Annotated in this window: 18 protein-coding genes; 11 read left to right on the top strand and 7 right to left on the bottom strand. The window is 38.0% G+C overall.

The annotated features are described in order from the left end of the window. Nucleotides 1-9: 9 nt before the first annotated feature. Both MSBR3_RS01610 and MSBR3_RS01605 read left to right on the top strand, forming a co-directional pair. Nucleotides 10-411 (top strand): hypothetical protein, encoded by a 402-nt coding sequence (locus MSBR3_RS01610; RefSeq protein ID WP_048105978.1) that lies wholly within the window; start codon nucleotides 10-12, stop codon nucleotides 409-411. 619 nt (nucleotides 412-1,030) lie between these two features. After that, the gene (locus MSBR3_RS01605; RefSeq protein WP_048105977.1) at nucleotides 1,031-1,435 is read left to right on the top strand and encodes a cupredoxin domain-containing protein; all 405 of its coding nucleotides are present in this window, start codon (nucleotides 1,031-1,033) and stop codon (nucleotides 1,433-1,435) included. Nucleotides 1,436-1,981: 546 nt separating this feature from the next. On the opposite strand, the gene MSBR3_RS01600 is transcribed toward MSBR3_RS01605, so the two are convergent. Continuing rightward, nucleotides 1,982-3,172 (bottom strand): tetratricopeptide repeat protein, encoded by a 1,191-nt coding sequence (locus tag MSBR3_RS01600; RefSeq protein WP_048105975.1) that lies wholly within the window; start codon nucleotides 3,170-3,172, stop codon nucleotides 1,982-1,984. Between the two features lie 111 nt (nucleotides 3,173-3,283). On the opposite strand from MSBR3_RS01600, the gene MSBR3_RS19820 reads away from it, so the two are divergent. Further along, the gene (locus MSBR3_RS19820; protein ID WP_155396649.1) at nucleotides 3,284-3,430 is read left to right on the top strand and encodes a hypothetical protein; all 147 of its coding nucleotides are present in this window, start codon (nucleotides 3,284-3,286) and stop codon (nucleotides 3,428-3,430) included. 11 nt (nucleotides 3,431-3,441) lie between these two features. Then, nucleotides 3,442-4,149, top strand: a complete 708-nt coding sequence (locus MSBR3_RS01595; protein ID WP_048109875.1) for an HAD family hydrolase — start codon at nucleotides 3,442-3,444, stop codon at nucleotides 4,147-4,149. Between the two features lie 335 nt (nucleotides 4,150-4,484). On the opposite strand, the gene MSBR3_RS01590 is transcribed toward MSBR3_RS01595, so the two are convergent. Then, complete coding sequence (locus MSBR3_RS01590) at nucleotides 4,485-5,144, bottom strand: nitrite/sulfite reductase domain-containing protein (RefSeq protein ID WP_048105974.1); 660 nt, start codon at nucleotides 5,142-5,144, stop codon at nucleotides 4,485-4,487. Nucleotides 5,145-6,098: 954 nt separating this feature from the next. Here MSBR3_RS01590 and MSBR3_RS01585 point away from each other — a divergent pair. Then, entirely contained in the window at nucleotides 6,099-7,697 is a 1,599-nt protein-coding gene (locus tag MSBR3_RS01585) for a hypothetical protein (protein WP_048105973.1), read from the top strand. A 95-nt stretch (nucleotides 7,698-7,792) separates the two neighbouring features. On the opposite strand, the gene MSBR3_RS01580 is transcribed toward MSBR3_RS01585, so the two are convergent. The 3 genes from MSBR3_RS01580 to MSBR3_RS01570 form a co-directional block, all read right to left on the bottom strand. Next, complete coding sequence (locus tag MSBR3_RS01580; protein ID WP_048105971.1) at nucleotides 7,793-7,987, bottom strand: hypothetical protein; 195 nt, start codon at nucleotides 7,985-7,987, stop codon at nucleotides 7,793-7,795. A 52-nt stretch (nucleotides 7,988-8,039) separates the two neighbouring features. Continuing rightward, the gene (locus tag MSBR3_RS01575) at nucleotides 8,040-8,918 is read right to left on the bottom strand and encodes a tetratricopeptide repeat protein (protein WP_048105969.1); all 879 of its coding nucleotides are present in this window, start codon (nucleotides 8,916-8,918) and stop codon (nucleotides 8,040-8,042) included. A 931-nt stretch (nucleotides 8,919-9,849) separates the two neighbouring features. Next, nucleotides 9,850-10,359: a response regulator transcription factor gene (locus MSBR3_RS01570; RefSeq protein ID WP_048105967.1), complete on the bottom strand. Its 510-nt coding sequence runs from the start codon at nucleotides 10,357-10,359 to the stop codon at nucleotides 9,850-9,852. A 242-nt stretch (nucleotides 10,360-10,601) separates the two neighbouring features. On the opposite strand from MSBR3_RS01570, the gene MSBR3_RS01565 reads away from it, so the two are divergent. After that, on the top strand, nucleotides 10,602-10,883 hold the full coding sequence (locus tag MSBR3_RS01565; RefSeq protein WP_048105965.1) for a MarR family transcriptional regulator: 282 nt from the start codon (nucleotides 10,602-10,604) through the stop codon (nucleotides 10,881-10,883). Nucleotides 10,884-11,081: 198 nt separating this feature from the next. Here MSBR3_RS01565 and trxB read toward each other — a convergent pair whose 3' ends face one another. Then, complete coding sequence (gene trxB / locus MSBR3_RS01560; protein ID WP_048105963.1) at nucleotides 11,082-12,011, bottom strand: thioredoxin-disulfide reductase; 930 nt, start codon at nucleotides 12,009-12,011, stop codon at nucleotides 11,082-11,084. Between the two features lie 59 nt (nucleotides 12,012-12,070). After that, nucleotides 12,071-12,313, bottom strand: coding sequence for a glutaredoxin family protein (locus tag MSBR3_RS01555; RefSeq protein ID WP_048105962.1), 243 nt, complete (start codon nucleotides 12,311-12,313; stop codon nucleotides 12,071-12,073). Between the two features lie 159 nt (nucleotides 12,314-12,472). On the opposite strand from MSBR3_RS01555, the gene dph5 reads away from it, so the two are divergent. The 5 genes from dph5 to MSBR3_RS01530 all read left to right on the top strand — a co-directional run bounded on the left by dph5 (nucleotide 12,473) and on the right by MSBR3_RS01530 (nucleotide 16,316). Beyond that, entirely contained in the window at nucleotides 12,473-13,273 is an 801-nt protein-coding gene (gene dph5, locus MSBR3_RS01550; RefSeq protein WP_048105960.1) for a diphthine synthase, read from the top strand. Between the two features lie 32 nt (nucleotides 13,274-13,305). Further along, nucleotides 13,306-13,587, top strand: coding sequence for a DUF357 domain-containing protein (locus tag MSBR3_RS01545; protein ID WP_048109873.1), 282 nt, complete (start codon nucleotides 13,306-13,308; stop codon nucleotides 13,585-13,587). 388 nt (nucleotides 13,588-13,975) lie between these two features. After that, nucleotides 13,976-14,365 carry a DUF555 domain-containing protein gene (locus MSBR3_RS01540; protein ID WP_048105958.1) on the top strand — a complete coding sequence of 130 codons (390 nt, stop codon included), beginning with the start codon at nucleotides 13,976-13,978 and terminating at the stop codon, nucleotides 14,363-14,365. Nucleotides 14,366-14,626: 261 nt separating this feature from the next. After that, nucleotides 14,627-15,526: a carbohydrate kinase family protein gene (locus MSBR3_RS01535; RefSeq protein ID WP_048105956.1), complete on the top strand. Its 900-nt coding sequence runs from the start codon at nucleotides 14,627-14,629 to the stop codon at nucleotides 15,524-15,526. Nucleotides 15,527-15,644: 118 nt separating this feature from the next. After that, nucleotides 15,645-16,316, top strand: a complete 672-nt coding sequence (locus MSBR3_RS01530; protein ID WP_048105955.1) for a diphthine--ammonia ligase — start codon at nucleotides 15,645-15,647, stop codon at nucleotides 16,314-16,316. Nucleotides 16,317-16,960: the final 644 nt, after the last annotated feature.

Raw genomic sequence — 16,960 nt, 5'->3', positions numbered from 1 at the left:
GGGGAAAGTATGAGAAAAGCACTTGTTATATTGATAGTCATGTTCGGCATATTCCTTGCAATAGGATGCACCGGTCAGAGAGAGGAAACTCCAAACCTAACAGGAACTCCAGCTGAGGAAGTAGAAGATATAACTCCAGCACAAGCAGGCACTCCAGCACAGGTTGTAACTGAAGTTGAAGCTGTAACTGAAGTTGAAGTTGTAACTCCAGTTGAAGAAGTAGTAGCAGAAACTCCAGTTGTAGCAGTAACTCCAGTTGTGGTAGTGACTCCGGCTGAGGAAAATACTGTAACTGGAGAAGAAACTCCAGCTAGAACTATGGAAACTCCAGCTAGAACTATGGAAACTCCAGCTAGAAATGATACAAGCGAGGAAGGAAGAGTGATCAGAATAACTCCGAGCAATGACTAAGTATTCCATATGGGCAGATAATCCAGTAATTCTGAGTCAGTGTGAGTTATCAAGTGATAATAGTAACAATAAGGACTCTGCCCATAATACAAAATTTTTACACTTAATAGTGTAGTATAAACTTCAAATCCAATAAAGCGTAGCCAGGCACTTTAGTAATTAGCAACAAGACAAATATCAAGAAAGACAAAAATACCTGAATAAAGTATAATAGCTGCGTTGATCGAAAAAGGCATATAGATTGCATGGAAATCGGTTTTAAGAAAGGGTCTTTTAAAAGTAACTTCGCTTTTAGAGAACTATCCTGTTTTTGGTCGATTCAACTGCTTTTTATTGACCTACGTAATGCTGTCTACCTTTAAAAACCTGTTTTTGAGAAGTTTTTTTGTAACATTTCAAAGAATAATATCTTTCGGTAGTTTAACACACTTTACTTCACTATTCAAAGCAAATTTAAACCTGGAAACTCCAGATCTCTAAAGTTTGTTTAACACTGAATCTTCAAAGAATCATTAGAAAGGTTAAGCCTTAAAAGGAATTATGTTTAGAATCTGATAGGAACTATTATAAAACTATAAATATTAATTATAAAGCAACTTATTTTTTATGGGGGGAAAGAATGAGAAAAGAACTTGCAGTTTTCATAGTTTTACTTGGAATATTCCTGGCAACAGGATGTGCGGGAAACGAACCGGCAACTCCTGAGGTAACTCCGGTTGAAACACCTGTAGCTCCGGTTTCGGATGTAACGCCTCAACCTGTAGATGAAGGCAAGATCGTTGAAGTTGATATTCTGAACTCTTCCTTTAATCCGCAGTCAGTAGAAATCCTGACAGGTGATACCGTAAGATGGACGAACAAGGACTCAATTGCTCATACCGTTACGGGGCCTACTTTTGACTCAGAGGTACTTGAGAATGGAGACACATATGAATTCCTGTTTACGGACGCCGGAACCTATAATTATAAATGTTCGATCCATCCTTCTATGAAAGGTACTGTAGTAGTTACAGAAAAAGAGTAAAATTTTATCAACAAAGTTTTAAATGCAGTTAAAACTACTGATAACTCCGTTTTATTACTTTTTTAAAACAGTTTAATTTTTAGGGACCACAAATTCAAAATAAGTAGTTTTCAAGGATAAAATGAATTGCTAAGGATATTTCCTGGATAATATGAGAAAATAAATCTGCAGTTTTCACTTTAATATAGAAATACCTTTGAATATTCACTATAAATAAGCTAGAAAAACTAAACCTATAAAAGGAAATTCAGGGCTTCTCAGAACTTTCTCATAGCTACGTAACTATTCCTTCTCATAAATGAGGTAACATTCATACAGCAGCGCATTGTTCCGATTACCTGCATCATATGTCCTCTTTTTCTTCCTGCTCCAAAAGGCGACGAGTTGAATATGATTTCTTTTATTGTGACAGGGTTTCTATTTTAGTGCCAAGCCTTTCCCCTTATGTCATTTGACCTAAAAAATAAAATTCAAGGATCTTAAAAAAGTAAACGCTGAATAATGTTAGGATATTGAACAAAATCAGGTCGTTATGTAAAAATTCGATTACTGGGTATCTCCCCCTACTTCGGCATATCTGGGATCAATTTCTATAGCTTTCCTGTATGCTTCTTCAGCTTCTTCTTCCCGTCCGAGGAAACTCAGACAGACAGCTTTCCCAAACCATGAGTCTGCAGCTTCAAAGTTAAGCTTGAGTGCTTGCTCATAAATCTCCAGAGCTTCGTCGAAGCGTCTGAGCTGAGCAAGCACGAAACCTAGACTGGAATATGCTTCTAAATACTCAGGGTCAAGCTGGGTAGCTTTCCTGTACGCCTTTGCGGCTTCCTCAAATCTCTGTACCTGGCTGAGGGTAAAGCCTTTATTATACCAGACATCGGCATTTTCAGCATTGATTTCGATTGCTTTGTCAAAGGCTTTGATTGCCTCGTCGTACTTTTCGAGGTTTTCTAGGTCTATACCCATGTTGTTCCAGGCGTCATCGTTCTCAGGATCCAGCTCTACAGCTTTTTGATAAGCTTTTAAGGCCTGTCTGTAACTTCCAAGGCTGTCCAGATCCACACCTTTATATTGCCAGGCCTCGACAAAACCGGGATCAAGTTCAATTGCCTTATCGTACGCTAGAATTGCTTCATCATAGTTGCCAATTTGCCCCAAAGCTATACCTTTTCCTACCCAGGCTTCTTTATAATCAGGATTCTCGCCAAGGACTTTTTCATAAGCTTTTATAGCAGCCTCATAATCTCCTGCCTGACTCAGGTTAAGGGCCTTTCCATACCATGCGTTGGGATAGTCAGGTCTGAGCTCAAGGGCTTTTTCATAAGCTTTAACAGCTTCTTCATACTTACCAACCTGGGATAAGGAGAAAGCCATATTGTTCCAGAGATCTGGATCTTCAGAATCAATTTTGATAGCTTTATCATAAAGCTCAAGAGCTTCCTCGTATTTTCCAAGGGTTTCAAGAACCTGAGCCTTATTATTTAATAGATTTATATTCTCTGGATCCTTCTCGATTGCCTTATCAAGGGCCACAACTGCCTCTTTAAGCTTACCGCTTCTGAGAAGGTCAAGTCCGTACTCATTAAGTTCGGCTGCCAGAAACTCATCACTGACTTCCTGCTTACCTATGTCCCCCGAATCACTCAAAATATACATGTCTTCGGAAACAGTCTTTTCTTCGGATTTTTCTTTCCCGCCTTCCCCTCTGAAGGCTTTGTCTTTTGGTTCGTCGGAACTCATATCAAAATTTCCTGCTCTGCCTTTTATAATATATCCTGCGGATTCTTAAATGTCCGCGTTCGGTATTTACTTAAATTCGTTGTTCGTTTATGATCTATACATCTGTTCTTTATGGCTTTTATAGCCTCTCCCCGAAAGGCTCTGAGAAAAGTTCCGGAAAGAAGAGCAGAAGAAGAAAAAACAAATTTACATAATTTAAAAAAAAGCAGCAGGCTCCAAGAAATGGAAGATTATAAAAGGCAGAGCAGGAAATTTTGATTGGGAAAAACATGAATACAATTCAGAAAGATCCGGAGCAAATTTATCCTGGAGGTCTGAAAGCAGTGCTTTTTGATATGGATAACACTCTTTTTGATTTCGTAGCCGCAAAACTGGAAGCTTGCAGAGAGATTCTCTCTTTTATTTGGAAGGAAAATGTTACCGAGGAACCTTCGGTACTTTTCAGGTATTTTCTGAGAGGAGTTTACGGTTTTGAGGATTACGAAAACATTCAGGACTACATGCAGGAGAGAAATATTTTTACAGCTCAAGACTACAGAAAGTGCTGTGAGATCTATGAACGGGAAAAATTGCAAAATTTAGAACTCTATCCAGCTGTAACGGATACTCTTGATAAGCTTAAAAAATTAGGCTTAAAGCTTGTGATTATAACTGATGCCGATAGTAATCATGCTCTCGCAAGGCTTACAAGAGTCGGGCTTCTTAATTACTTTGATCTTATCGTGGCTACGGACACAACAGGTACAAAAAAACCAGATCCGGCACATTTTCTTTTCGCGCTTGAGATGCTTGGGATAAAACCCGGAGAAACCCTGGTAGTCGGAGATAATATCAAAAGAGATATAGTGCCCGCTCGCAAACTTGGATTGAGAACAGCTTATGCTTCCTATGGAGACTGGAGAACCGAAGGAGAGACTGATCAATGCTTCGATTTCAGGCTAGATAAATTTTCGGATATGCTTGATTTATTTCACTAAAATATCGGACAATATGACGAACTTTTGTAAATTCAAATTAAAATCGTTCCGGGTTTCTGTAGTTCAAGCTAAAATCGTTCCGAATTTCTGTAAATTCAAACTAAAACTTTGTATACTTAGCACAACTCAGTTCTCTTAATACTGGATTCCCAAACCACTAACTTATTAAGAGTTATAATTTTACAGAAAATTGGCGTACTACGTGATCTAGTGCACCGACAGTTCTGTAAAATTGGCTTGATGCTATATCCTTTTCTTTATTTGCTGTCACAAGTGAACTTCACTTTCAAGGAATTAATGCAAAATTATACTTTTCCGCTTTTTGCACTACAATCTTATAGCCCGACTTGAGCTTTGAAATTCTCAAGGCCAATGTCTTCAATGTGTTTACCAAGTCTCTTTTTAGTACCTGAATTTTTATAGTAATCAATTATCCTATCAATAGTCTCAAGAACTTTTTCTTCAGATAATTCCTTTGCTACAACGTCAGCAAGTCTTGGAGATGCAGCCACGGCACCGCCAACCATTAGAGTATATCCTTTGGAAGTACCGATTACTCCAATGTCTTTAATAGCTGATTCAGAACAGGAGTTTGAGCATCCCGAGACGCCTATTTTTAGTTTGGAAGGCATAGGCATTCCGTGATATTTCTCATCGAGTTTCAGACCAAGCCCTAAAGAATCTTGCTTTGCTTGCTTACAAAAAGTCGTACCTGGACAAATCTTTATACTTCTTACACATAGTCCTACAGCCGCCCCTGGTTTGATCCCAAGATCAGCCCATATATTATCAAGATCTTCTTCTTTCAAACCCACTATTGCAATCCTTTGGGCAGAAGTTATTTTGAGAGCAGCTGCTCCATATTTTTCAGCGACATCAGCAATCTTCCTGAGGGTTGCAGGATCTACAACACCTCCTGGAATATGGGGAGCTATTGCATAGGTTTCACGGTCTCTCTGAACAATTGCACCTTTTTCAAGTAAGTTATTTTTCATATAGATATGTCTCCAAATGATTCAGTAAAGTTTACTAAGATTAACATACTTTTACAACTGCATCTGAATCTAAGAAATGCCTAACTCCAGTAAACTTGACTATATCCTTTAGTTTACAAACTAGAATAGTTACTAAATTTATTTATAGTTAATTATATGAAAAAATGGTTCTGAACAAATAATATCCACGAGTAAAATATTTTTTCAGTAAACAACATTTAAATATTTATAATTGTATAATTTAGCGACCTATTTAACTGTATGAAATTAAAGTTAGGTAAAAAATGTCATATATAACACCGTAGCTATATCATTGAAGAGATGAACAATTTTTAAAAGTTAAGTAACTTTTCAGTCTACGTAAAACAGCATCAATAAACACATTTATTAATACTCGACAGATAAATTTCTGCAAATGGATTTTTCTGATTATCGGTAATTGACTGTGTTTTTTCATCGCATGTGAGTTATTTATTAGATATTTATATTCCGTTAGAATCGATATCAACGGACGTTTTTAAACTGGCTGAATAGTTACAAAATCAGATATTTTCCTGAAATGTTAAGGATTTGCTTTGCAAAACTTAACTTTGTAGAAACCCTAAATCGTGCTTTACCAAGTTGACAAGGATTGGATATTTTATAGATTCAGTAGTAACTGAAATTCTGATTCCTCACCAGATCGATATAACCAGTAATAGATAAACTTTTATATGAATATGTCAGAAAAAGGAAGTAGATTTCCTAACATATAATATAAATAATTTGTATATCGATTCTGTCAAGGTGACGAGAGTTGGTCATTTTATAGGCTTAATAGCAGTTGAAAATTTCTTAACTCTCGTCACCTTGACAGAATCGTTACACCAACCATAAGAGGAAATCTGCTTTGAGCCTCACTCCTACGACCGATTTTTCCATGCAAATGGTCACTCGTTTTCGGAGGTGTGCAGATTGAGAAAACTAAACGTCGATATGGAAGAATTCAAAAAACTCCATGATAATGGAATGACCGATAAAGAAATCGCTAATAATCTTGGCTTTTCTCAAGCTACTGCACGCAATATACGCTGTAAATTAGGGTTGTCGCCACTAATCAGTGGTCACACTGCAGTAGCAGTAATCATAGACCATGAAGAACTCAAAAAGCTTTTCGAAAAAGGTCTTAACGACAAGGAAATTGGCAAATTTTTTGGCGTAAGTGATAATATAATCTTCAAACATCGCCAAAGTTTAGGTTTATTAAGATGGAAGAAGTGGGAAAAAACAGTTGATAACATCGAAAAATTCAAGCAACTTTATTCTGAAGGTTTAAGTGACAGAAAGATAGGAAATTCTCTTGGCATATGCATTGACACAGCAAGGAAAATCCGTCACGATTTAGGGTTACCTCCACAGCCATTAAGTAGGAAACACGTTAACACTGAGGAGTTAATACGTTACCTGACCATAGGACTTACTGATAAGGAAATTGGAGCTATTTTCGGTGTTAGTGCTCATACTATTTATGAAAGACGCCGTGATGTGGGTTTGTTTCGACGCCAGAAACAAACCTGGTTTGAGAACATAAATATAGATGATTTCAAAAAGCTATATGCTGAAGGCATGAGTGATGTAAGGATAGCCGAAGCACTTGGCATACAAAATTGTGAATTAATAAGAGAAATACGTCATCATTTTGCGCTTGCACCCAATCAAGGAAGGCATAACGAGAAGAAAAGAGAATTATACAATGCAGGAATGTCTGACAGGCAAATCGCAAAAATAATAAAAGGAAAAAAGAAAAGTGTTGCTGCATGGCGTCGAAACCACGGACTTCCTCCAAACAAGTCGAATAGTGCACTTAGTGTTGTTCTTGAAGCCAAGTTGTCAAATGTTAATGAAAATGAAACTATCCAACCAAACTCAGAGTCATCTACTTATGATCCGGGAACTATTGAAAACTTTGTGGAAAAGGAGATTAAGAAAAACACGATTGTGTTTACATTCACAACGGAAAAAACAAATAAAGATATACTTAAACAACTTTTTACTAAAGGTTTTAGTGATGCAGAGATTGCAAAATATTTTGATGTTTCTGAAAGGACAATCTCAAATCGTCGCCGAAATTTAGGGCTATACAGGCAAAAGCCAAGACAGATTAGACGAAAAAACATTGATATTGAAGAGTTTAAACGTCTATATCTGAAAGGTATGAACGATGTCGAAATTGGTAGAACTATAGGCATTTCTCAATCAGCTGTCTTCAGAATACGCCATTATCTCGGGCTTGCATCAAACAGTGGAAAAAGACACTGGAAAATGCGTGAATTGTATGATTTAAAATTATCGGATAGTAAAATTGCCGAAATACTCAAAGTTAGGAAACACGATGTTACTAAATGGCGTCAAAGCCACAAACTGCCTGCAAATGACTATGATGATATGGTTACTGATGCTCACAATATTGAGTTGTCAAACCTCAAAGAAAAAAAACCGGCTCGAATTGACTCGGAATCACTTTTCTACGATACAGAATTCCTTGAAAACTATCTTGGAAAAGAGATTAAGTAACTATTTTTGTTATTGCTATAGAACGACCGAATTATATTTTGTCCATTAAGATTATAGGATTCTGTCAAGTTGGCAAGGAATGAACACTTATAGGTTCAATCGTAGCTGGAAAATTCCTTAACAAGCATAGACTTGACAGTATCCCATAAACCTGTAAGCTGTACACCTGCAAGCCGGATGCACCAGGAGAAAAGTAAATTTTTGGAGAAATGAAAAAAACCTTTAGAGAAAAGAAAAACTTCTGGCCGCCAGTCCTGAAGATTCCGGAAAGGAATTTCAACTAACGGCATCTTCTAGCTCTGGGTCTTTGATTCATATGGAAAAACCTGAGGTCTGGTTACTTTAAAGAAGATCGGAATATATCGGGTTTATATCTACTGCTCTCTCGTAAGCCTCAATTGCTTTCTGGTGTTTCTTAATCCTGTCGTACACGATACCTTTACCAATCCAGGCTTTTGTAAAACTTGGATTGATCTCGATAGCCCTCTCAAAAGCTTGAAGTGCATCTTTGTATTTTTCCAGGTCTCTCAGGGCAATTCCCTTATTGTACCAGAACCTTGCATTGTCCGGGTTTGTCTTTATCTTGGTGTCAAAAATCTCCACAGCTTTTTCAATATAAATTCTCGCATCTTCGTGTTTTCCAAGCCAGCGGAGAGCCACACCCTTGTTATAAAGGGCTTTCCCGTTAGCAGGGTTTAACTCAAGAGCTCTATTAAAAGCGCTGATGGCTTCTTCATAACTTTTTATTTTGCAGAGTCCCATACCTTTTTTGCACCATTCACTTGCGCTCATGGAGCCCAGATCGTAATTCTTTTCATAAAGGTGAATAGCTTTCTCAAAGTCATCCATAGCTTCTTCATATGCCTTCATTTCCCTCAGAGCCATTCCTCGTCTGTACCAGACTTCAGGGTCTTCAGGAGCAAGATAAATAGCCCGGTAGTATGCTTCCAGAGCTTCTCTATACTGCATAAGACTTATAAGCAGTTCTCCTTTGGAATACCATGTCTTTGCGTCCGAAGGGTTGATCTGAAGAGACCGGTTTAGGGAATCAAGAGATTCTTCATATCTGAAAAGGCTTTTAAGAACCATTCCTTTGCTAAAAAGGATTTTTGCATTGTCAGGGCTTATTTCCAGAGCTTTGTTGTATGCATCCAGAGCTTCTGTAAATCGTCCAAGTTCATGGAGTGCAACACCTGTATTGTACCACTCGTTCGAAGTCATCACTCAACCACACCTTTTTTCGATAACGTTTTTCCATCATATATCACATAATATTTTAACGATAATATATATGTAAAGCGTTAAATCAATTTTGTACTTTAGCTCCGTAATAAAAATAAAGAGAGTTCACAATTCCTCGTCATAATTTATATGTTAAGGAAAAATTTACAGTTACACATGTTAACCTATGTTGTTGTTCTTTTTTAAGCGTTTTGAAATATTCTTGTTCTCTATTATTTTAAAAATATAGTTTGTAAAGTATGGACAAGAATTCGATGGAGTAAAACAACTTTATACAGGTTTTTCAATTTATCCTTAAAATTAATAAAAATATATTTATCACATCCCCAAAGTCCTTCCATTTTCACATTATTTAATCCGTGTTTTTGCCCTAACATGGGGAAAATTGATCTATAAAACAAAATCTGAAAAATCCAGTAAGTTCGATTTTGGAGAAAGTTGAAATTTCCTCCTCTCACGGCCTGTTAAATGTCTAATTATCTACATTTCACACTGAGGAATTGAGGAGTTCCCCGGACTGGAGAAACTTAGTTAAAGGTCAGATACCTGAATTAGGGTCCAACTCAGTTCTTAATATCTTCTCGTCTTTCCAAAATTTGTTAGAAAAGTCTTTTGAAGAATAATAAAGATAAATACCCCGAGTGTACTGACACACTTAATAAACTAATTAATTTGATTTTAGATACTTGTAAAAAATAACAATAGAGACATTTAACAAGACATTCAATAAGGAATTTAACAGGAAATTTCATTTTACTATGAAATAATGTTTACAATATGCCGAAGCATTTCTGACATGCAGGAAATGTAAAAATTTCAAAGGAATGCTCTGAAAAGCTCTTCAGAGCGACCTTTGTATCCCAAAATTTTTTAATGTAAATGAATTTTCTGCTATAAGCCGATTTTGCAGTTAGAAATGAGTACGTTTCAAGATCATTCCCACTCTAGCTCGCAGTTCTACAGGGTTAAAAGGCATAGTAACATAATCATCAACTCCAGATTCAAAAGCCTCAACCCTATTTTTCACCTCTCCTTTTTCACTGAGCACCATAACAGGTATCCACCAGTATCTTGAACTTGTTCTAAGCTGTTTGCAGATTTTGAAACCTTCAAGATCTGCAAACCCTGTATCCAGCAATACGAGGTCGGGTTTTTCCGCTTTCACGGCTTCAAATGAAGAAAGACCGCCAGGGACTTTGACAACGTTATAATTTTCAGTTTCAAGTGTCGCCTTAATACTGAAAGCACTGTTTCCATCTCCCATAATCAGGATTTTCTGTCGCGTGTCATTAAAATTTGAGATTCGGGCCTTTACAAGTTCTTCTGGAACTGAGAGACGAGAAGCTATCTCTATCTCGCTTATTTCAGGTTGTGCTTCAATTAATTTCAAAATTTCATTATCAAGATTTTTATTATTCATCACCCTCCATCACCATACAATATATAGTTTCTTAGCTCTTAAACATTTCTCAAATTTTTTAGAATAGGCGTTACTTTAAATTTAGTACAGTATGAAGAGTATAGAGTTATCCAAATATTCAGAAGACTTCTTATGGATCGTCGGCTTGACCAATTAGGAGATAAGTTTATAACCGTAAATAGCAAGTTAATATTGGAAATAAGAATCACTTACAGAGAACAGCCACCTCTGAGATGATATCAATGGATCCAATGGAAAAAATCTTCGGTAAAACTGCACAGATGACAGTACTCAAGAACCTGATCGAGCACCAGAACGAATCAACATACCTTTCTGGTATAGCTGAAGAAACTGGACTGTCTCACTCCAGCGTATCAAGGGTTATTACTCCCCTGATCGCATCAGGCATCGTCATAGAAAAACCTCTGGGAAAGCAAATTCGGACTTTCCAGCTGAACATGGACAATGAGGCGACAAGGCTAATCATAGATTTCTACAATAAGATAAACCAGATGCTGGAATAAGCCTTAAGAGCAGAAGGCCGAAAAACGGAAAACAGGAGACAGAAGAGGACTACTGTTCCGTATTTAAAATTTATAAACAGTTTGGAATTTTGAACACTTAAAGCTTAAGGTAACTTTAGCCTGAAATTCTTGGTTAGGGTAGCTCTTCAGGTAACTTATTTCAGGCAACTATAATCAAAGATCTGATTTAGATAGTTCTCACGTAGTCTCTTTTTTTAAGCTTTCTATGTACTCATTTGCAGAAGTAGCTGCGAGTGCTCCATCTCTAACAGCTGCTACAAGCTGCCAGATAGGTGTATCACGGCAGTCTCCTACAGCATAAATCCCTTTCTTCGAGGTTTCAAGGAAGCGGTCAGTTTTGATAAAACCTTCCTTATCCTTTTCCACATCAATGATTTCGGTATTCGGATGGATGCCCACGTATATAAAAACCCCGTCCGTAGCTAGCTCGTGCTGTTCTTCGCTTTTAATATCCTTATAGATTATTTTTTCGACTCTCTGAATTTCCCCGCTGCTTCCCAGGATTTCTTGAATAGACGCATTGAAAATGAACTCAATGTTCGCAATTGCAAAAATTTTGTCTTGAAGTACTTTTGCAGCTCTCAGCCGATCTCTCCTGTGAATCAGATAAACCTTCCGGGCTATCTTTGAAAGAAGAATAGCTTCATTAATAGCTGTGTTGCCACCCCCAACTACTACGACGGTTTTATTTCTAAAGAAAGGCCCGTCACAGGTAGCACAGTAGGAGACTCCTTTACTGAGAAACTCTTTTTCTCCAGGCACATTCAGATGCTTGGGGTTTGCACCTGTAGCAATTATAACAGCTTTTGATTCAAGGTCTCCGCTGTCCGTAGAGACAATTTTCTTCTCCCCTTCGCTGCGGACAGAGAGAACATCGGTTATTTTTGTTTCTACCCCAGTTTCCTGAGCGTGAGTTTTATACTTTTCCATCAACTCAAGCCCTGAAATCGCTGGAAAGCCAGGGTAATTTTCCACTAAACCTGAAAGTGCAATCTGGCCGCTAATTTCGCTTCTTTCAAGAACCAGAGTGTTAAGTCCAAAGCGCACGGCATAGATGCCGGCTGATAGTCCTCCAGGCCCTCCTCCTACAATTATCAGATCGTACATACTTGTCTCCTGAGTTCTGAAAAACAGTTTCAGAAAAAATATCTCATTTTAGAATTAGTTCAGCTAATACGGGATATAGCATCGGCTTTTTTCGGAAGGCCTACAAAAGCTACCCTTCCATCAATAATAGTCGTAGGAACTCCGGCTATGCCGTATTTATCAATCAACGTCTGACCCTCTGGAGTTTCCACATCTATTTCCTCGTATTCAAAATCATACTCGGATTTCAGGTCTTTCCAGAGTCTTCGAGTTGCCGGACAGGCAGTACACCAGCTAGCGTGAATAAGCGTAACTTTAACCATAAAATCCCCTCTAAAATTACAGTTATAATTCCATTCTAATATTAATTTCCAGATATAAATAAGTTAAGCGTACCAGTAAACCTAGAAAATAAAGCATTATTATTGCTTGGATATATTCAAACAAAAAGCTTTAAACCAGCAAGGCTCTTAAAGCGGGCTATGCTTACATTTATAGGTCTGGGCCTTTTCGACGAATATGACATTTCTCTAAAGGGACTTGAAGCTATCAGGGTAGCCGACCTGGTTTATGCTGAGTTTTATACCTCCTGTCTCATGGGTACGAACCTTGAAAAAATGGAGGAGCTCTACGGAAAGAAAGTCTTTTTGCTTTCAAGAGAGGATGTAGAGCAGCATCCTGACTGGCTCTACAAAGCAAAGGACAGGAACCTTTGCTTCCTGACTGGTGGAGATACAATGGTCTCCACAACTCATGTCGATTTACGCCTGAGAGCTGAAAAACTGGGAATAGAGACTCGCCTGATTCATGGGGCTTCCATTGCCTCAGCTGTCTCGGGTCTTACAGGACTGCAGAACTATCGCTTCGGGAAATCCGCAAGTATTCCTCATCCCTATGAGAGCAGGAGAGGTACAAGGATAATCTCGGAAACTCCTTATGATATTATAAAACAAAACCTGGAACTTGGCCTGCATACTCTGGTTTTCCTGGATATAGATAAGGAAAAAGGCTATATGACTGTAAATACTGCCCTTGAGCTTCTCCTTGAGGTTGAGGAAAAAAGAGGAGAAGGAATTATACGAGGAGCTGCTGCAGTAGGAATAGCCAGGGCAGGCTCGGAAAAACCGACCGTAAAAGCAGATTATGCAGAAAACCTTAAAGACTTTAATTTTGGAAAGCCTCTCCACATTCTTGTAATTCCCGGAAAACTGCATTTTCTTGAAGCCGAAGCGCTTGTGAAACTTGCAGGGGGCCCAATAGGATTTATGGAAGAAGTGGAGTAAAAAAATTATAAATATATCTCATGGTGATTATGATGCCTGCCGATCTGGATGAAAAAGTCAAAAGATATGAGGATATGTTAAAAAGGGCCCTCCAGAAAGCCAAATATTCCCCAATCAAGGGGTCCCATATGTATGCCGTTGCAAAGGATTATTATACAATGGCAGAAGCCTACTATAAAGATGGGGTGTATTTTCTGGAGAATAGAGACCCTGTAAATGCTCTTGCCTCCTTCAGTTATGGTCACGCCTGGCTCGATGCAGGCGCAAAACTCGGAGTTTTTGCAGTTGATGATGAGACTCTTTTTACTATTTAAATGAGATATGAGGATAAAAGAAGAATAATTGAAAAAGAATAAATAAAAATGAATAATTAGAAAATAAAATAGCATAAAATAAATAGTGTAAAATAAATAAAATATAATAAATAAAATGTGATGAAAAAAAACTAATTAAAGAAAATTAAAAATGCCAACTTGATTCTGGAAGAAAGCACAGATACCTCAGTTGGAAGGATTAAAGTTGCAGGACTAAGAGTTAGAAACTTAACTGGAAAACTGTATAAAAGTAAATGTGATACTATTCTATTTGAAGCAGAAATAATTTATATACTTTATTCTATTCTTTAGATTTTGTGAGAAACTTTTCCCGATTGGGAAATCTTCTTGAGAATATATAATAACAGAATAATTATGGTGGACAATAATGAAAAACTTCCATGTGGTACTTGAAGCAGCTTGGTTGGTTAGAGATGTAAAGACGGCTGATGACGCTATAGGAGTCGCGATTTCAGAAGCTGGAAAACGCCTGAATCCTAAACTGGATTTTGTAGAGGTTGACGTGGGCACTACATCCTGCCCTGTATGCGGTGAGCCCTTTAGCAGCGTTTTCATAGCAGCAAACACCGCTCTTGTAGGTCTTATTTTTGAGATGAAGGTTTTTGATGCCGAATCTGCCGAACATGCGGAAAGAATCGCAAAGTCCGTGATAGGAAAATCTCTCAGGGACATTCCATTGACAGTTGTTGAAGTCACTGAGTTCGAGAGGTCAGCTGATAAGGGTGAACAGCAGCAGAAGAGCAAAACAGGCAAATAAAAGTTTTCCAGAACAACTGTTGGGATAGAGTAGATATTATACTGCGGCTAGTTATTCCTCTGGTTTTTGTTCAGATCTGAATAATATAAGGCTGAAAAAAACTCTCTTTAAGTAATGAGCCCTTCGTGAGAAAAAATATCTATTATTAATCGAAGCCCAGCAAAAAAGCAAGTTTTATCTCTCCTCCAGGCTTTGTTTTTAAAGTTGGGTCCGATGTCAAGACCCAATCTTTTCACAACCCATGAAAAAAGAGGATACTACATGGACAGAGTAATTTCTATTGTAGGGCACACTGCCCTTGATTATATTGTAGATGTTGAAAGAATCGCAGGAAAAAATGAGTCGTCCCCTGTCATTGACTATGAAGAATATCCTGGCGGAGGGGCTGCCAATATTGCAGTTGCCATTGCAAAACTGGGAGGAAAGAGCCAGCTGATTTCTCCTGTTGGTACGGATTTTGTAAGTTCAGGATATGAAAAACTTCTTAAAGAAACAAATGTTGACCTTTCTCGCCTTTATAGAATTGAAGATCAGAAAATTTCAAAAGCCTTTATTTTCACTGATCGGGAAGACAACCAGACAACCTATTTTTACTGGGGAGCTTCTTCAAAATTCAAAGAATTGAAACCCGAACCTGTAGATTTTGTCCATCTTGCAACCGCTGACTCGGTCTATAACGCAAAACTCGCACAAATTGCCGACTTCGTCTCCTTTGATCCGGGCCAGGATCTTGTTACGTATTCAAAAGAAAATCTTGAACTAATACTCGCTCATACTGACATCCTTTTTGCGAACCGGCACGAGATCAGACGAGTTTCAGAGATGACCGGAAAAAGTTTTTCCGAACTCAAGGCAATGATCGACATTATTGTGGTCACATATGATTCCAAGGGCAGCAGGATCTATACAGGTAAAGACGAGTTTTTAATCCCTGTAATTTCTGTCCAGGCTGCAGATCCCACCGGAGCAGGAGATGCTTACAGAGCAGGTTTCCTTCTCGCCCTCACAAGAGGATACTCGCTTCCAACATGTGGAAAAATTGGGTCTACAGTAGCTTCTTTTGCTGTGCAGACACGAGGCTGCCAGACAGGTCTTCCAACCTGGGAAGAAATGAAGACCCGTTATGAAGCAAATTTTGGAAGGCTTGAGAAAGAGTGCTGAAATTGCAAATGCCGAAGAAGCATGATCAAAAGTCAAAAAGTATATAAAATATTACTTAATGATCCACGCATTATAACCCTCGACATATGAAAAAGATAGTAAACAAAAAGGGATGCAGATGAAACTCGCAGCACTGGTTTCCGGTGGCAAGGACTCGATTTTTGCCATATATAAAGCCCTCCAGGAAGGGCATGAAGTCACCCACCTGATTAATATTATTCCCGCAAGGGACGATTCCTACATGTATCATTCCATCAACCTCCACATGGTAGAACTAATCTCTGCCGCCTGTGAAATCCCTCTGGTCCAGCAAGAGTCCAGCGGAATAAAGGAGCTGGAGCTGGATGACCTGACCCTTGCCCTCAAGAAAGTAGATGTAGACGGCGTGTCCGTAGGTGCGATTGAGTCCCAGTACCAGGCAGGTAGGGTGAAGAAGATCTGTGATGCTCTGGGGCTTAAGGTCTATACTCCTCTCTGGCACAAAGATCCTGAAGAACTACTCAATGAGATGTCAAAAGTACTGGATATTCGGATTGTCAGAGTCGCAGCTGAAGGTCTCGATGAATCCTGGTTGGGTCGCCCTATTAATGTGAACTCGATCGAACATCTCAAAGCGCTGAACAAGCGATACATGGTTCACATGGCCGGAGAAGGGGGGGAATATGAGACTGTTGTGCTTGATGCCCCTTTTTTTAAAAAGCGGATTGAGATTGTAAAAAGCGAAGTTGAATGGCAGGGTGATACTGGCTCTTTAAAGATCCTGGAAGCAAAACTTGTTGACAAAAATTAAGGGTTGAAAAGGCTTTCTGAGAAACAGGTTAAACCCAAAGACATTTACATTTATTTCATAATTAGAAGCGTTTTAATTGCTACTCTATGAACAAAGTCCGTTTAATTTGGATCTTTTAATTTTTTATTTTTTATTTTTTACTTTTTACTCATTAATTTTTATTTTCTACTTTTATCTTTTATCATTCATGTAACTTCTCAAGTCTAATGTTTGTAAAGTTTTTAAAATTAATCCAAAGTTACAATGTAGTATAATGAAGAAAATATTTCTTAAAAACGCAAGTACTGTGAAAAACATACGATAACTAGCAGTATATCCATATTTTTATATATTTTCTTTTATATTTATAAATAGGGCATCTGAGAAAAATATATTTCTGTTGTAAACCTCAGCCAACACTTTTCCCCCAAACTCCCCACTCCAACTACTCAGATGCCCTATCCCCAACATGGTTTTTAATACAATGACATGAAAGCATCATGACATGAAAGCATCATGACATGAAAGCATCATCGCGAAAGTATTATGACATGAAAGCATCATCATGAAAGTATCATGACATGAAAGTACGTGAGAATAATGCTTCTCATGTACTCTTTCCTTCCTTCTTTCCTGTAATTGGGACTATTTCACTACTATTTTTT

The organism is Methanosarcina barkeri 3 (assembly GCF_000970305.1).
GTDB classification, from domain to species: domain Archaea; phylum Halobacteriota; class Methanosarcinia; order Methanosarcinales; family Methanosarcinaceae; genus Methanosarcina; species Methanosarcina barkeri_A.
The sequence above is the reverse complement of the archived record's forward strand: the minus strand, read 5'-3'. Positions and strand labels throughout refer to the sequence as shown.

Bases quoted from the DNA above. Each gene is read 5' to 3' on its own strand.
- MSBR3_RS01610 (WP_048105978.1), top strand. From the start codon at position 10: ATGAGAAAAGCACTTGTTATATTGATAGTCATGTTCGGCATATTCCTT.
- MSBR3_RS01605 (WP_048105977.1), top strand. From the start codon at position 1,031: ATGAGAAAAGAACTTGCAGTTTTCATAGTTTTACTTGGAATATTCCTG.
- MSBR3_RS01600 (WP_048105975.1), bottom strand. From the start codon at position 3,172: ATGAGTTCCGACGAACCAAAAGACAAAGCCTTCAGAGGGGAAGGCGGG.
- MSBR3_RS19820 (WP_155396649.1), top strand. From the start codon at position 3,284: ATGGCTTTTATAGCCTCTCCCCGAAAGGCTCTGAGAAAAGTTCCGGAA.
- MSBR3_RS01595 (WP_048109875.1), top strand. From the start codon at position 3,442: ATGAATACAATTCAGAAAGATCCGGAGCAAATTTATCCTGGAGGTCTG.
- MSBR3_RS01590 (WP_048105974.1), bottom strand. From the start codon at position 5,144: ATGAAAAATAACTTACTTGAAAAAGGTGCAATTGTTCAGAGAGACCGT.
- MSBR3_RS01580 (WP_048105971.1), bottom strand. From the start codon at position 7,987: ATGCCGTTAGTTGAAATTCCTTTCCGGAATCTTCAGGACTGGCGGCCA.
- MSBR3_RS01575 (WP_048105969.1), bottom strand. From the start codon at position 8,918: ATGACTTCGAACGAGTGGTACAATACAGGTGTTGCACTCCATGAACTT.
- MSBR3_RS01570 (WP_048105967.1), bottom strand. From the start codon at position 10,359: ATGAATAATAAAAATCTTGATAATGAAATTTTGAAATTAATTGAAGCA.
- MSBR3_RS01565 (WP_048105965.1), top strand. From the start codon at position 10,602: ATGGATCCAATGGAAAAAATCTTCGGTAAAACTGCACAGATGACAGTA.
- trxB (WP_048105963.1), bottom strand. From the start codon at position 12,011: ATGTACGATCTGATAATTGTAGGAGGAGGGCCTGGAGGACTATCAGCC.
- MSBR3_RS01555 (WP_048105962.1), bottom strand. From the start codon at position 12,313: ATGGTTAAAGTTACGCTTATTCACGCTAGCTGGTGTACTGCCTGTCCG.
- dph5 (WP_048105960.1), top strand. From the start codon at position 12,473: ATGCTTACATTTATAGGTCTGGGCCTTTTCGACGAATATGACATTTCT.
- MSBR3_RS01545 (WP_048109873.1), top strand. From the start codon at position 13,306: ATGCCTGCCGATCTGGATGAAAAAGTCAAAAGATATGAGGATATGTTA.
- MSBR3_RS01540 (WP_048105958.1), top strand. From the start codon at position 13,976: ATGAAAAACTTCCATGTGGTACTTGAAGCAGCTTGGTTGGTTAGAGAT.
- MSBR3_RS01535 (WP_048105956.1), top strand. From the start codon at position 14,627: ATGGACAGAGTAATTTCTATTGTAGGGCACACTGCCCTTGATTATATT.
- MSBR3_RS01530 (WP_048105955.1), top strand. From the start codon at position 15,645: ATGAAACTCGCAGCACTGGTTTCCGGTGGCAAGGACTCGATTTTTGCC.